The following is a 13,481-nucleotide window of genomic DNA, read 5'->3' as shown; positions in this document are numbered from 1 at the left end:
AGATTGTAATATTGAGTATTATTTCATTATAGCAGAATATCAATTATTTGTATCGGCAAGATACCATTAAATAGGGAGTATAACGATGTATATATTATCTGGAGATATCGGTGGGACTAACACTAGATTAGAAGTTTCTCTTTTAGAGAGTGGTGTGACACAAAGTATAGCAATAAGAAAATATAAAGGAGCGAATTTCAATTGTTTATCTGATATCATCAATAAGTTTTTATCTGAGGTAGACTTGGTAGATCAGATAGATTCTGTTTGTCTAGCTGTAGCTGGTTTTGTCTCTAACAGTGAGGTTGAGGTAACTAATCTACCATGGATGGTTTCTGAGCAATATATATCAGAAGGTCTTGGTATAGACAAAACTAAGGTTAAAGTAATCAATGACTTTGAAGCGATTGGTTATGGTATAGAATCTCTCGATAGAGAAAAAGATATCATCACACTCCAACAAGGTAAAAAAGATGATGACAACTTATGTGCTGTAGTTGGTGCTGGTACAGGTTTAGGAATGTGTTTGGTCAGCTATGATAAATACGATAAACCAAGAGTTTACAAAACAGAGGGAGGACATGTTGATTTCTCACCTGTTGATGATGAGCAAGTTGAGTTATTTAAGTTTATGCGTAAGACTTTTCATCGTATCTCTCCAGAGAGATTCTGTAGTGGCTATGGTATTTATAATATCTATAAGTATGTAGTGCGTCATCCTTTATATGATCAACCTGAATGTATGGAGTTACGTAGAGCGCTATTTAGTGTTTCAGATTCTGATAAGGCAGCAGTAATTGTTAAGTATGCTATTGAACATAGAGAACCATCAGCATTGAGAACGATAGATATATTCTTAAGTATATATGGTTCAGTTGCTGGTAATTTAGCACTTACAAGTTTACCTTTTAGAGGTCTTTACATCGCCGGAGGTATTGCGCCAAGACTTATCAAACAAATAAAAGAGAGTAAATTCTTAGAGAAGTTTAGAGACAAAGGTAGAATGTCAAACGTGATGAAAGACTTTCCAGTGCATATAATTGTGAATACTGATGTCGGTTTAATAGGTGCACGTACTTATGCAGCTGGGTTAGTAAAGTAATTTAGTTGTTGCTGATATTTTTATTTTTTTCTTGATAGTACTTCGATAAATTTTTAATACCTAGTGCTGATAGATATATAGCTCCAAAGCTTGCGATAATAACATAAGAAATAGTGAATATTATAAAAATAGCTGATAGTATCGCAAGCTCACTAATACAAAATATCGCAAGGATAATTACTAAACAAATACAGCGTAATATGTTTTTATATGAGTAGGCTTTATTTTTTACTAAAGGGGTTGTATCAATATTTAGAGTTTCTTCGCTCATCTTTTGCTTCTGTAGCTGTCGTGCACTAATTATACATTTATGAAATATTGCTTTGCAAACTAAATGTTAAAATTATCTTTTAATATGTTTTGATAGATAGATCGATTGTATTATCAGAAATACAAAAGTTATGCCTAAAAGACCAAAAAGTTTAAAATTCATCCAAATATATGTAGAGAAAAAATATGCTACAAATAGATTAAGTGTACCTAGAATGGTAAAGTAAGCTCCCCACATATTATTGATTTCTTTCCATTTGTGTTGTTTTAGATCAATGGTATCTTTGAGAATTTTTTGCATAGGTGTTTCTTTCATTGTATAAGTAGTAATTATTAGACCAATACCCATTAACCAGTTAATTATACTTACTTTCCATTTTATGAATTCTTCATTATGGAAATATAAGGTAGCACTACCAAAAATTGCGACTAAAATGGCTATAAAAATTTGTGTTTTAGCAACTTTTCTGTGAGCTATACATTCCCAAATAACTTGTGCTAGTGTTACTATGATTAGTGCTGCTGTCGCAAAAAAAATATCATATATCTTATAAACACCAAAAAATACAATTGCAGGAAGCAAATCATTAATTACTTTATTCATTTTGATATTAAATACTAAGTATTTGTATACTGATTTTAGTAAGTATAACGGTTGTTGTAGAAATTATGAAGAGGTTAATCGAATTATATAGTTATGGTAATAATCTTTCTAAACTAAAAGAGCTTGCTAATATTTTAGATAATGATGGTGTTATAGCTATACCAACTGATTCAGGGTATGCTTTAGCTTGTCGGATGAAATCAAAGAACGGTATAGACAAAATTATCAAAATAAGAAATTTGGATAGTAGTCATAACTTTACGCTTTGTTGTAAAGATTTATCTGAGATATCAGAATATGCAAAAGTTGATAATAATACCTATAGATTATTAAAAAGGTATACACCTGGTCCACATACTTTTATTTTAAATGCGACAAAAAAAGGTATCATCATTACTAGTTACTAAATCTAAAAATACGGTTGGTATTAGATTTAGTGAGCATTATGTACCAAAAGCAATATCTGCAGAAATTGGTGAACCGTTAGTTATCAGTAGCTTTATAATACCTGGTTATCAGTATGTTGTCACAGACTGTGCTGAGGTTGATAATCAAATAATGAATTATCTAGATGCTGTAGTTGAATCAGACTACTGTGGCTATGAGCCAACAACTGTTGTAGAGTTATTAGAATTACCATATCAAATTCTAAGACAGGGAGCTGGTGAAATAGATCTTTAGGTTTTTAAAAGGAATATATTTTATTCTAAAAACAAATACTATAAGAAAATTATTATTTATGACATCAAGAGTGACTCCAGTGATTAATGGAACTAAGCCATCACCTATAAAATTGGCAAAATTTTGAGCACCATCAATGGTGCCTAAAGCTGTGGAGGTGAGATATTTGTCACAAGAGCCCATGTTGGTGAAATTCTTAATCCAAGACAGAAAATAGTAATGCCAATTACACATACAATTATGAAAAATATTATCATAAAAGGTATTGCTAATATTGATACAGAAGCTATGAGACAACCTATTATGATCGGAGTTAAGCGTGAGGTAATTGTAGAAAATCTTTTTTAAATCCATTAAGTCTGAAATTATACCACCAATCATTACTGAAGCAATGATAGAGTAGAGATAAATGATACTAAGGTGGCTATACTCATTTCGGATAAGCTTATTTTAACTTTATGAAATAAAAAGGTAGCCAAGTCAGAAATAGCAAGTAAGCATAAGAAGAACGAAGATTGCCAATACATAAAAGGATTATTTTTTTTAAAAAAAGGGTATTTGTTATTGATACTTTTTGGATTATTCTATAAATTATGTTTGTTTCTATACGTTGTTTTTATATATAAACCACTATATAACGGCAACAAACAAGCCAATCGTTCCAAGTTAATAAACATTCCGCGCCCTTACTAATATAGGACTAGAATATTAGCCATCCTCAGATCAAGTGCTACTATAGATGATATAAGCTAGCGTTGTGAAGAGTTGGGAAGTGTAGTTTTGAATCATTTTAGTAGCAACTATAAAAAAGGTGCCTCAGCAACATCTAATAATAGCCTTTAAATGAGAATTGAATATAAACTTACTAACAAGTCAACAAGCACACATGCTAATGACCATGTAATCATACTTATTAACATCACTTTATTTATACCAACCAGGCCGACTAGGTATCCAGCTGGTAGGATAGCTAAAGCATATGACCACATAAACGCTGAAAGTAATATATCAATTTCAATAGAACTAATAGTTAAATGCTACTGCAATCTCAGTATTAGAGATATTCAGATAAAGCGATCAAGATAGTTTAATAATGCTAGAAAGAATAGCAATAAAATTATCGATATATTGTAGTAAGTTTTTTAGTAATTGTCTTACTTTACACGCATACCTGCTTGAGCACCAGATGAGGTTTAAGTATATATACCTTTACCATCACCTGCGGCTAAAACCATTCCTTCAGAGATACCAAACTTCATCTTTCTAGGCACTAGGTTAGCTACCATTACAGTGTGCTTGCCAATTTAATCTTCAGGTTTGTAAGCAGACTTTATACCAGCGAAAATTTGTTTTGTAACACCACATAGGTCCCAAATATTAGCCTAAGTAGTTTATCTGCTTGCTCCTTCAACATCTGTCGCTTCAACTACATTTACAATGCGTAAATCTACTTTCATAAGATTATCAAAACTACATTCTGCAGCGATATCTGGTTTATGAGTTTGTTTTTATTGTGGAATTTACTGTTTTTTTAGCATTTTCTCTGTTTCCTCTAAAATTTTATAGACTTTTTCTTTTTCTACACGAATTGCAAGAGGCTTAAATTTATTTATTTTATGATTTATTAAAAACTTTGATGCATCACTCCAATTTGTTAATTCCGTATTTAAAAAAATTTCTGCATTAGCAACAATAGTAGGGATGATAGGTTTAAGGTAGGCAGCTAAAACCTTAAACATATTTATGCCTTGTGAGCAAACTTGATGTACCTTTTGTTCTTGATTTTGTTCTTTTGCTAATTGCCATGGTTTATGGTAATCAATAAAATGATTTGCCTTGTCAGCAAGTGACATTATCATTCTTACTGCAGTTGCAAATTCTCTTTTTTCAAAAGCTTGTGTAATGGTGTCATGATTTTTGGCAAATTCATGTTCTAACTCTTTGTCAAAAATTTCATCTGATAGAATGCCATCAAATTTCTTATATATAAAACCTGCGCAGCGACTAGCAATATTGACTACCTTGCCAATAATATCAGAATTTGATTTTGCAACAAACTCTTCTAAGTTTAAATCTATATCATCTATACGAGATGTTAGTCTAGATGCAAAGTAATATCTAAGGTAACTTGGTTCTAAATTATTTAGGTAAGTTCTAGCTTTAATAAATGTGCCACGTGATTTAGACATTTTTTTACCATTAATGGTTAGAAAACCATTTGCAAACACACTAGTAGGCGTTTTATACCCTGTAGAAGCCAAAATAGATGGCCAAAATAGCGCATGGAAATAGATTATATCTTTACCAATAAAATGATAAAGTTCACTATTATTGTTATCACCCCAAAATTGATCAAAATCAACATTGTTGTTATTACAATAATCTCTAAAGCTTGCAATATAACCCATAGGAGCGTCTAACCAGACATAGAAAAATTTTTGCTCATTAGTATTAGGTATTGCAAAACCAAAGTATGGAGCATCGCGTGATATATCCCAGCTTTGTAAATTATGTTCGAACCATTCAGCTAATTTATTCGCTACTTCAGGTTGTAGTAAAGTATTAGAGTCTATCCAATTTTTTATATCTTTTTCTAGAGCTGGTAAATCAAAGAAGTAATGTTCAGAGTTTTTTTGTATCGGAGCTTGACCAGAAATTACAGATCTTGGATCAATAAGCTCTGTAGGATCATAAGTTGCACTGCAGACTTCACAGCTATCACCATACTGATCTTCAGCTTTACATTTTGGACAAGTCCCCTTGACAAATCTATCTGGCAAAAACATCTTTGCTTCAGGGTCATAAGCTTGAGCTATTGTTTTTTTTGAGATAAGATTTTTATTGTTAAGCTTATTATATATATCTTCTATAATCTCTTTATTTAAAACGTTATGAGTAGAGTGATAGTTATCGAAATTAATTTCAAAATCAGTAAAATCTTGTTGGTGATTATTAGAGTATTTTGCAACTAGTTCTTCTGGAGTAATGCCAAGATTTTTAGCTTTGAGCATTATTGGTGTACCATGAGTGTCACTACCACAAACAAAAATACATTGATTCCCCTGTAGTTTTTGAAATCTAACCCAGATGTCCGATTGTATATAGCCGAGTATATGGCCTAAATGTAAGTCGCCATTAGCGTATGGCAGAGCACTAGTAACGAGTATCTTTCGCATTTGAGTTACTTAATATAATCTAAAGTTATGTGATTTTGATATTATAAAGTTTTTTGACTATTTTGTTTAGCTAAATTAAGTATTAATACTAATAAAATTGCAGACATAATGAAATAAATAGGGTAATGTTCTCTTGACACTTTACCTATATTATATTACAATGGTACTTTGCCTAGTTTAGGAGAGGTGGCCGAGTGGCTGAAGGCGCTCCCCTGCTAAGGGAGTATAGGCATTAAACCCTATCGAGAGTTCGAATCTCTTCCTCTCCGCCATTTTACGATTTTCAAATGGGTGCTTAGCTCAGCTGGGAGAGCATCGCCCTTACAAGGCGAGGGTCGTGGGTTCGAACCCCTCAGCACCCACCACTTAAAATGGTAAGTAAATTAATTTATTCAGAAATCTTTATTTTAAAGTTTCCTTTTAAGAGCTCCATAAATTAGTTTAAATAGATTTCTCCATGTTGGGTATACTTGAATAAGCAGTAATATTTCCAGATATATCATACATTCAGATATAGTCGTATTCATCATGTGTTCAGGAGACATGATATCATAAGATATTATTGGCTTCTCAATATTTTTATAACATAACAAGTTACCAAAGTTGCCATGTCCAGAAACCAAAGTTTTATCGGAATCATGCCACCACATGTTTAATAAGGGTTTAAGGAAATAAAATGAGGCATAGTATTTATTGCTATTACTCCATAGTTCATATTAATTACAGCATTCTCTAAATCATTTTTATGAGTTTTTTAGTATCTTAATCAATGATGAATTTTCCTAATATACCTAAAAGTTTTGTGTTACAAAATGTGATATCTTTAGCTGTTTCAGAACTCCTTGTAAAATAAATTTTAGACAAAAGTGTATCTTTAATTAATTCTTGGACTTGGTTAATAGGATAAAGGCTGATAACTCCAGTCTCAATTAGAGGCTTTAAAAAATAATCCAAATTTGCTTGGTCTCTTCATTAAAGTGATGAGGTTTATGTACAACAATACAGTGTTCTAGGAACAATACTTTAATCATTTCAGAAGAAGAGATATAATTACCAGCTCCTAAGACCACTATCATCCCTAAGGGTTTTTATTATTTGGCTTACTTGTTTAGGTCTTCCTTTTACAAATATAAATCTTTACGCGTTGCATAAATGATTTATCTTTAGCTTTTTTAGGTAAAACTAGATATCGTAGAGATTACCTTTTACCTACTTATACTAACAGGTTTAAGTGGCTCACCTTCTTTCTTTAAGTGATCTATATGGCCTATGTAGGCAATAAGTGCATTAGTCAGAGGAGCAACTGTTACCAACTTTAGAGATCAGATTTAAGTATAAATCTTCCTTCATAAGATTATTTTTCATCTTTGTATCTTATTGATTTAGCAAGTTCATTAGCATATATTTTATGTTTTGCTAAATTTGTTTCAGTAGATGACTTCTATTTTCAACGGAAGTCTTATTCCAAACATCTGCTTAAATTAGCTAATAGCTTCAGGAGTTAACATTTTGTGATTGTTCATTGCTCAATCTTCTAATTTCTTACAAATAAGTCTAAATTATTTTGATATAATGCGATAGCAGGTTACTGTATCTCCACTCCTCCTTTCAAAAGTAAAATATATAAATAGTATAATATGATAGATAAAGTGTCTAGTAATATTAAAGTGGCTAAACTGCTAGTAACCATTTTAAATATTAACACTATTTAACCAAAACTTAATTTTTGTATTTATACTGAGGTTATTGAGATGTTTATTGTAAAAAAAAGAAGTGAAAAAGTTAAAAAAAATTGAAAAAGCCCTTGCGTTGTAGTGAGGTGATGTGTATTATATGTCTTCACACGGCTGGCGGGTGATGTTAGCGGTTGAGAGGCAAAAATTTCTAGTGATATTTAAGAGGTATATTATATACAAACACTTTGTTAAAGAATTTGAGTATCAGTAGTTAGAGTAAGAATTTGATTTAAACTGAAGAGTTTGATCCTGGCTCAGATTGAACGCTGGTGGCATGCTTAACACATGCAAGTCGAACGGTAGCAGGACTAGCTTGCTAGTTGCTGACGAGTGGCGGACGGGTGAGTAACGCGTAGGAATCTGCCCATCTGAGGGGGATACCAGTTGGAAACGACTGTTAATACCGCATAGTATCTGTGGATTAAAGGTAGCTTTCGAGCTGTCGCAGATGGATGAGCCTGCGTTGGATTAGCTAGTTGGTGGGGTAAGGGCCTACCAAGGCCACGATCCATAGCTGATTTGAGAGGATGATCAGCCACATTGGGACTGAGACACGGCCCAAACTCCTACGGGAGGCAGCAGTGGGGAATATTGGACAATGGGGGAAACCCTGATCCAGCAATGCCATGTGTGTGAAGAAGGCCTTAGGGTTGTAAAGCACTTTAGTTGGGGAGGAAAGCCTTGAGGTTAATAGCCTTTAGGAATGACGTTACCCAAAGAATAAGCACCGGCTAACTCCGTGCCAGCAGCCGCGGTAATACGGGGGGTGCAAGCGTTAATCGGAATTACTGGGCGTAAAGGGTCTGTAGGTGGTTTGTTAAGTCAGATGTGAAAGCCCAGGGCTCAACCTTGGAACTGCATTTGATACTGGCAAACTAGAGTACGGTAGAGGAATGGGGAATTTCTGGTGTAGCGGTGAAATGCGTAGAGATCAGAAGGAACACCAATGGCGAAGGCAACATTCTGGACCGATACTGACACTGAGGGACGAAAGCGTGGGGATCAAACAGGATTAGATACCCTGGTAGTCCACGCTGTAAACGATGAGTACTAGCTGTTGGAGTCGGTGTAAAGGCTCTAGTGGCGCAGCTAACGTGATAAGTACTCCGCCTGGGGACTACGGCCGCAAGGCTAAAACTCAAAGGAATTGACGGGGACCCGCACAAGCGGTGGAGCATGTGGTTTAATTCGATGCAACGCGAAGAACCTTACCTGGTCTTGACATCCTGCGAACTTTCTAGAGATAGATTGGTGCCTTCGGGAACGCAGTGACAGGTGCTGCACGGCTGTCGTCAGCTCGTGTTGTGAAATGTTGGGTTAAGTCCCGCAACGAGCGCAACCCCTATTGATAGTTACCATCATTAAGTTGGGTACTCTATTGAGACTGCCGCTGACAAGGCGGAGGAAGGTGGGGACGACGTCAAGTCATCATGGCCCTTACGACCAGGGCTACACACGTGCTACAATGGGTATTACAGAGGGCTGCGAAGGAGCGATCTGGAGCGAAACTCAAAAAGGTACTCTTAGTCCGGATTGCAGTCTGCAACTCGACTGCATGAAGTCGGAATCGCTAGTAATCGCAGGTCAGAATACTGCGGTGAATACGTTCCCGGGTCTTGTACACACCGCCCGTCACACCATGGGAGTGGGTTGCTCCAGAAGTAGATAGCTTAACGAATGGGCGTTTACCACGGAGTGATTCATGACTGGGGTGAAGTCGTAACAAGGTAGCCGTAGGGGAACCTGCGGCTGGATCACCTCCTTAACGGAAATACGAAAAAAAATAAGTAAATAAGCTTTAATTGTTGATCAAGTGATTTAGCATAGTGTTTGTAGGTAATGTATTTTAGTGTGAATAAAATACGGGTCTGTAGCTCAGTTGGTTAGAGCGCACCCCTGATAAGGGTGAGGTCGGTAGTTCAAGTCTACTCAGACCCACCAATTTATGTTTTGTTGGGGCCATAGCTCAGCTGGGAGAGCACCTGCTTTGCACGCAGGGGGTCAGCGGTTCGATCCCGCTTGGCTCCACCAATATTTTATTTACATGAAAATAGAGATATTTAACAATTTAGTATAGAAATAGACTTAAGAAAATAAGTGCAAGCGGTGGATGCCTTGGCATTCAGAGGCGATGAAGGACGTGATAATCTGCGATAAGCTTCGGTTAGCTGGTAAATGAGCTATGATCCGGAGATTTCCGAATGGGGAAACCTGGCTAGAGAATAATCTAGTCACTCACTCGAATAGGGTGTAGAGCGAACGAGGGGAACTGAAACATCTAAGTACCCTTAGGAAGAGAAATCAATTGAGATTCCCGTAGTAGTGGCGAGCGAAGTGGGAGGAGCCTGGTATGATTTAGCTGTAATTATAGTAGAACAAGTTGGGAAGCTTGACGATAGAGGGTGATAGTCCCGTATACGAAATAATGACAGTGGAACTAAGCATACGAACAAGTATGGCGGGGCACGTGAAACCTTGTCTGAATATGGGGGGACCATCCTCCAAGGCTAAATACTACTGAATGACCGATAGTGAACTAGTACCGTGAGGGAAAGGTGAAAAGAACCCTTATAAAGGGAGTGAAATAGAATCTGAAACCGCTTGCATACAAGCAGTAGGAGCATGATTTAGTCATGTGACTGCGTACCTTTTGTATAATGGGTCAGCGAGTTACTTTTAGTGGCGAGGATAACTGAATAAGGGATCCGTAGCGAAAGCGAGTTTTAATAGGGCGATTAGTCGCTAGGAGTAGACCCGAAACCGGCGCGATCTATCCATGGCCAGGTTGAAGGTTAGGTAGTACTAACTGGAGGACCGAACCCAATACTGTTGCAAAAGTATGGGATGAGCTGTGGATCGGAGTGAAAGGCTAATCAAGCACGGAGATAGCTGGTTCTCCCCGAAAACTATTTAGGTAGTGCCTCGTGTATAACTCATTGGGGTAAAGCACTGTTTCGACAATGGGGGTTTTACGACCTTACTGACTCGATGCAAACTCAGAATACGATGAAGTTCAATCACGGGAGACACACTGCGGGTGCTAAGGTCCGTAGTGGAAAGGGAAACAGCCCAGACCGCCAACTAAGGTCCCTAAGTCATAGCTAAGTGGGAAACGAAGTGGGAAGGCCCAGACAGCCAGGAGGTTGGCTTAGAAGCAGCCACCCTTTAAAGAAAGCGTAATAGCTCACTGGTCGAGTCGGCCTGCACGTAAGATTTAACGGGGCTAAGCTATGCACCGAAGTTGCGGAATATATTTAGTATATTGGTAGGGGAGCGTTCTGTAAGCCGATGAAGGTGAACTGAGAAGTTTGCTGGAGGTATCAGAAGTGCGAATGCTGACATGAGTAACGTAAAATAAGTGAGATTCTTATTGGCCGAAAACCCAAGGATTCCTACGCAATGTTAATCAACGTAGGGTAAGCCGGCCCCTAAGGCGTAGCTGAAGAGTGAAGTCGATGGGAAACAGGTTAATATTCCTGTGCCGCTTATTATGAACGAAGGAGGGACGGAGAAGGTTAGGTAGGCCTGGCGGATGGTTGTCCAGGTGAAAGTATGTAGGTAGAGGTGCTAGGCAAATCCGGCATCTTGTTAATCTGAGATACGAGACGAAGTCAAACTTGTTTGACGAAGCTATTGATACCATGCTTCCAGGAAAAGCTTCTAAGTATAATTGTATAAGCGACCGTACTGTAAACCGACACTGGTGGGTAGGTAGAGAATACTAAGGCTATGAGATAACTCTGGTGAAGGAACTAGGCAAAATGACACCGTAACTTTGGAAGAAGGTGTGCCCTTGATGGTGATAAGACTTGCTCTTTGAGCTGTTGGGGGCTGCAGATACCAGGTGGCTGCGACTGTTTATCAAAAACACAGCACTCTGCGAAATCGTAAGATGAAGTATAGGGTGTGACGCCTGCCCGGTGCTGGAAGGTTAATTGAAGGGGTTAGCACAAGCGAAGCTCTGGATCGAAGCCCCAGTAAACGGCGGCCGTAACTATAACGGTCCTAAGGTAGCGAAATTCCTTGTCGGGTAAGTTCCGACCTGCACGAATGGCGTAACGATGGCCACACTGTCTCCACCAGAGACTCAGTGAAATTGAAATCGCTGTGAAGATGCAGTGTACCCGCGGTTAGACGGAAAGACCCCGTGAACCTTTACTACAGCTTTACACTGGACTTTGAATATTTATGTGTAGGATAGGTGGGAGACTATGAAGCAGCTACGCCAGTAGCTGTGGAGTCGTCCTTGAAATACCACCCTTGAATATCTGAAGTTCTAACTCAGGAGAAATTCGAGGACAGTGTATGGTGGGTAGTTTGACTGGGACGGTCTCCTCCTAAAGAGTAACGGAGGAGTACGAAGGTGCACTCGGTACGGTCGGAAATCGTGCCAAGAGTATAAAGGCAAAAGTGCGCTTGACTGCGAGAGTGACGGCTCGAGCAGGTACGAAAGTAGGTCTTAGTGATCCGGTGGTCCCGAATGGAAGGGCCATCGCTCAACGGATAAAAGGTACTCCGGGGATAACAGGCTGATTCCTCCCAAGAGTTCATATCGACGGAGGAGTTTGGCACCTCGATGTCGGCTCATCACATCCTGGGGCTGAAGCAGGTCCCAAGGGTATGGCTGTTCGCCATTTAAAGTGGTACGCGAGCTGGGTTCAGAACGTCGTGAGACAGTTCGGTCCCTATCTGCCGTGGGCGTTAGAGATTTGAGAAGAGTTACTCCTAGTACGAGAGGACCGGAGTGAACGAACCACTGGTGTTCCGGTTGTTTCGCCAGAAGCATTGCCGGGTAGCTACGTTCGGACGGGATAAACGCTGAAAGCATCTAAGCGTGAAGCCTCCTTCAAGATTAGATCTCTCTGATGTAAATCAGTAAGGAACGTTGGAGACTACGACGTTGATAGGCTGGGTGTGGAAGTATAGCAATGTATGAAGCTTACCAGTACTAATGATCCGAGAGACTTAAGTCTATTTCTATACTGAATTGTTAAATATCTTTATAATCCCAAAACACAGTTTTGGCGATGATAGCTTGTAGGAACCACCTGATCCCATTCCGAACTCAGAAGTGAAACTACAAAACGCCAATGATAGTCTGGCATTGCCCAGGTGAAAGTAGGTAGTCGCCATCTTCTTAGTTTATCCAAAGACTTATCGTGATAAGCTCAAATACAATGCCTCATAAAAATATGGGACTTGTTGTTTCTACTGTAATATAAATTATTTTCTATACAACTCTTTTAATTCTATAATGCTTTGATATTTGAATTTATTATTTTTTTGTTATGTAGTTATTGAATATTTTAATAAATTAATATTTTAACTTATGAAAATAGTAACTAACTCAGACTTGTTTATTGGTATTAATTTTTAAATAGTTCAAGGTGTACTTCTTGTTATTGATAACTTAATTTAATTTATAGTGTTTGTATGAGTTTAATCTACTTTTTTATCATCAAAATTAACATAAATTTAGTTATTTAAGGGAGCACTAAAAATAATAGTGCTACTGCTTAAACTATCTTTTAGATTATACTAGGTTAGATATAAGTAAATCTAATAAAAAATCAAAGATATATAAGTGATAAAAAGATATTGGATATGATTAAAGTTAATAGATCAATAAATCTTTTATGGTAAAAGTATAATTTAAATTTTTAGTATATATCTTAATTCTCTATAATTTAAAAAAATATAGAAGGAAAATATGCTACTTTAGTTGTAACTCAAACAAAATTCGTTAAGTCAGTTCGTGAGTTGGTGGAGTTGGATTTTGGTGTGCTATAGAAGCATATTAATAGCATATAAAGTTAATTAAATGCTGTGTTAAATGCGTATGGATAGAAAAAAGTTGAAAACCCTACTCTGAAAACAATAGTTAACTAAAGGTAAAGTGATTATATCTGATA

The 13,481-nt window shown here is 37.1% G+C and carries 3 protein-coding genes, 4 tRNA genes, 3 rRNA genes and 3 pseudogenes; 9 read left to right on the top strand and 4 right to left on the bottom strand.

Features of this window, described 5'->3' with window-relative positions; translation table 11 throughout:
• Nucleotides 1-85 precede the first annotated feature (85 nt).
• Nucleotides 86-1,102, top strand: coding sequence for a glucokinase (glk, locus tag FSC845_RS00645; protein ID WP_064461328.1), 1,017 nt, complete (start codon nucleotides 86-88; stop codon nucleotides 1,100-1,102).
• A 1-nt stretch (nucleotide 1,103) separates the two neighbouring features.
• Here the strand turns inward: glk and FSC845_RS00640 are convergent, their stop codons facing one another.
• Together FSC845_RS00640 and FSC845_RS00635 are read right to left on the bottom strand one after the other, a co-directional pair.
• Nucleotides 1,104-1,373 (bottom strand): hypothetical protein, encoded by a 270-nt coding sequence (locus FSC845_RS00640; RefSeq protein WP_064461327.1) that lies wholly within the window; start codon nucleotides 1,371-1,373, stop codon nucleotides 1,104-1,106.
• 72 nt (nucleotides 1,374-1,445) lie between these two features.
• Nucleotides 1,446-1,976, bottom strand: a complete 531-nt coding sequence (locus FSC845_RS00635; RefSeq protein ID WP_064461326.1) for a septation protein A — start codon at nucleotides 1,974-1,976, stop codon at nucleotides 1,446-1,448.
• A 65-nt stretch (nucleotides 1,977-2,041) separates the two neighbouring features.
• On the opposite strand from FSC845_RS00635, the pseudogene FSC845_RS00630 reads away from it, so the two are divergent.
• Nucleotides 2,042-2,657, top strand: a pseudogene (locus FSC845_RS00630) (L-threonylcarbamoyladenylate synthase).
• Between the two features lie 27 nt (nucleotides 2,658-2,684).
• Here FSC845_RS00630 and FSC845_RS09475 read toward each other — a convergent pair.
• A pseudogene (locus FSC845_RS09475) lies at nucleotides 2,685-3,784 on the bottom strand (MFS transporter); the annotation flags it as partial.
• A 27-nt stretch (nucleotides 3,785-3,811) separates the two neighbouring features.
• Nucleotides 3,812-5,833 (bottom strand): annotated as a pseudogene (gene metG, locus FSC845_RS00620) (methionine--tRNA ligase).
• A gap of 180 nt (nucleotides 5,834-6,013) precedes the next feature.
• On the opposite strand from metG, the gene FSC845_RS00615 reads away from it, so the two are divergent.
• From FSC845_RS00615 to rrf, 7 genes are all read left to right on the top strand, one after another.
• Nucleotides 6,014-6,105: transfer RNA gene (locus FSC845_RS00615), tRNA-Ser, on the top strand.
• 17 nt (nucleotides 6,106-6,122) lie between these two features.
• A tRNA-Val gene (locus FSC845_RS00610) sits at nucleotides 6,123-6,198 on the top strand.
• A gap of 1,602 nt (nucleotides 6,199-7,800) precedes the next feature.
• A 16S ribosomal RNA gene (locus FSC845_RS00595) occupies nucleotides 7,801-9,334 on the top strand.
• Between the two features lie 99 nt (nucleotides 9,335-9,433).
• Nucleotides 9,434-9,510: transfer RNA gene (locus tag FSC845_RS00590), tRNA-Ile, on the top strand.
• A 14-nt stretch (nucleotides 9,511-9,524) separates the two neighbouring features.
• Nucleotides 9,525-9,600 (top strand) — tRNA-Ala (locus FSC845_RS00585).
• 52 nt (nucleotides 9,601-9,652) lie between these two features.
• Nucleotides 9,653-12,542: ribosomal RNA gene (locus FSC845_RS00580) — 23S ribosomal RNA — on the top strand.
• Between the two features lie 47 nt (nucleotides 12,543-12,589).
• Nucleotides 12,590-12,704, top strand: a 5S ribosomal RNA gene (gene rrf, locus FSC845_RS00575).
• The 16S, 23S and 5S rRNA genes sit together here with 2 tRNA genes alongside, the layout of an rRNA operon.
• The last annotated feature ends 777 nt before the right edge of the window (nucleotides 12,705-13,481 follow it).

This window comes from Francisella persica ATCC VR-331, from assembly GCF_001653955.1.
In the GTDB taxonomy this organism is placed as follows: domain Bacteria; phylum Pseudomonadota; class Gammaproteobacteria; order Francisellales; family Francisellaceae; genus Francisella; species Francisella persica.
Note: the sequence above shows the minus strand (reverse complement) of the source record. Positions and strands in the feature narration are given on the sequence as shown.

Coding starts and splice junctions, on each gene's coding strand:
- FSC845_RS00635 (WP_064461326.1), bottom strand. CDS start 1,976: ATGAATAAAGTAATTAATGATTTGCTTCCTGCAATTGTATTTTTTGGT.
- FSC845_RS00640 (WP_064461327.1), bottom strand. CDS start 1,373: ATGAGCGAAGAAACTCTAAATATTGATACAACCCCTTTAGTAAAAAAT.
- glk (WP_064461328.1), top strand. CDS start 86: ATGTATATATTATCTGGAGATATCGGTGGGACTAACACTAGATTAGAA.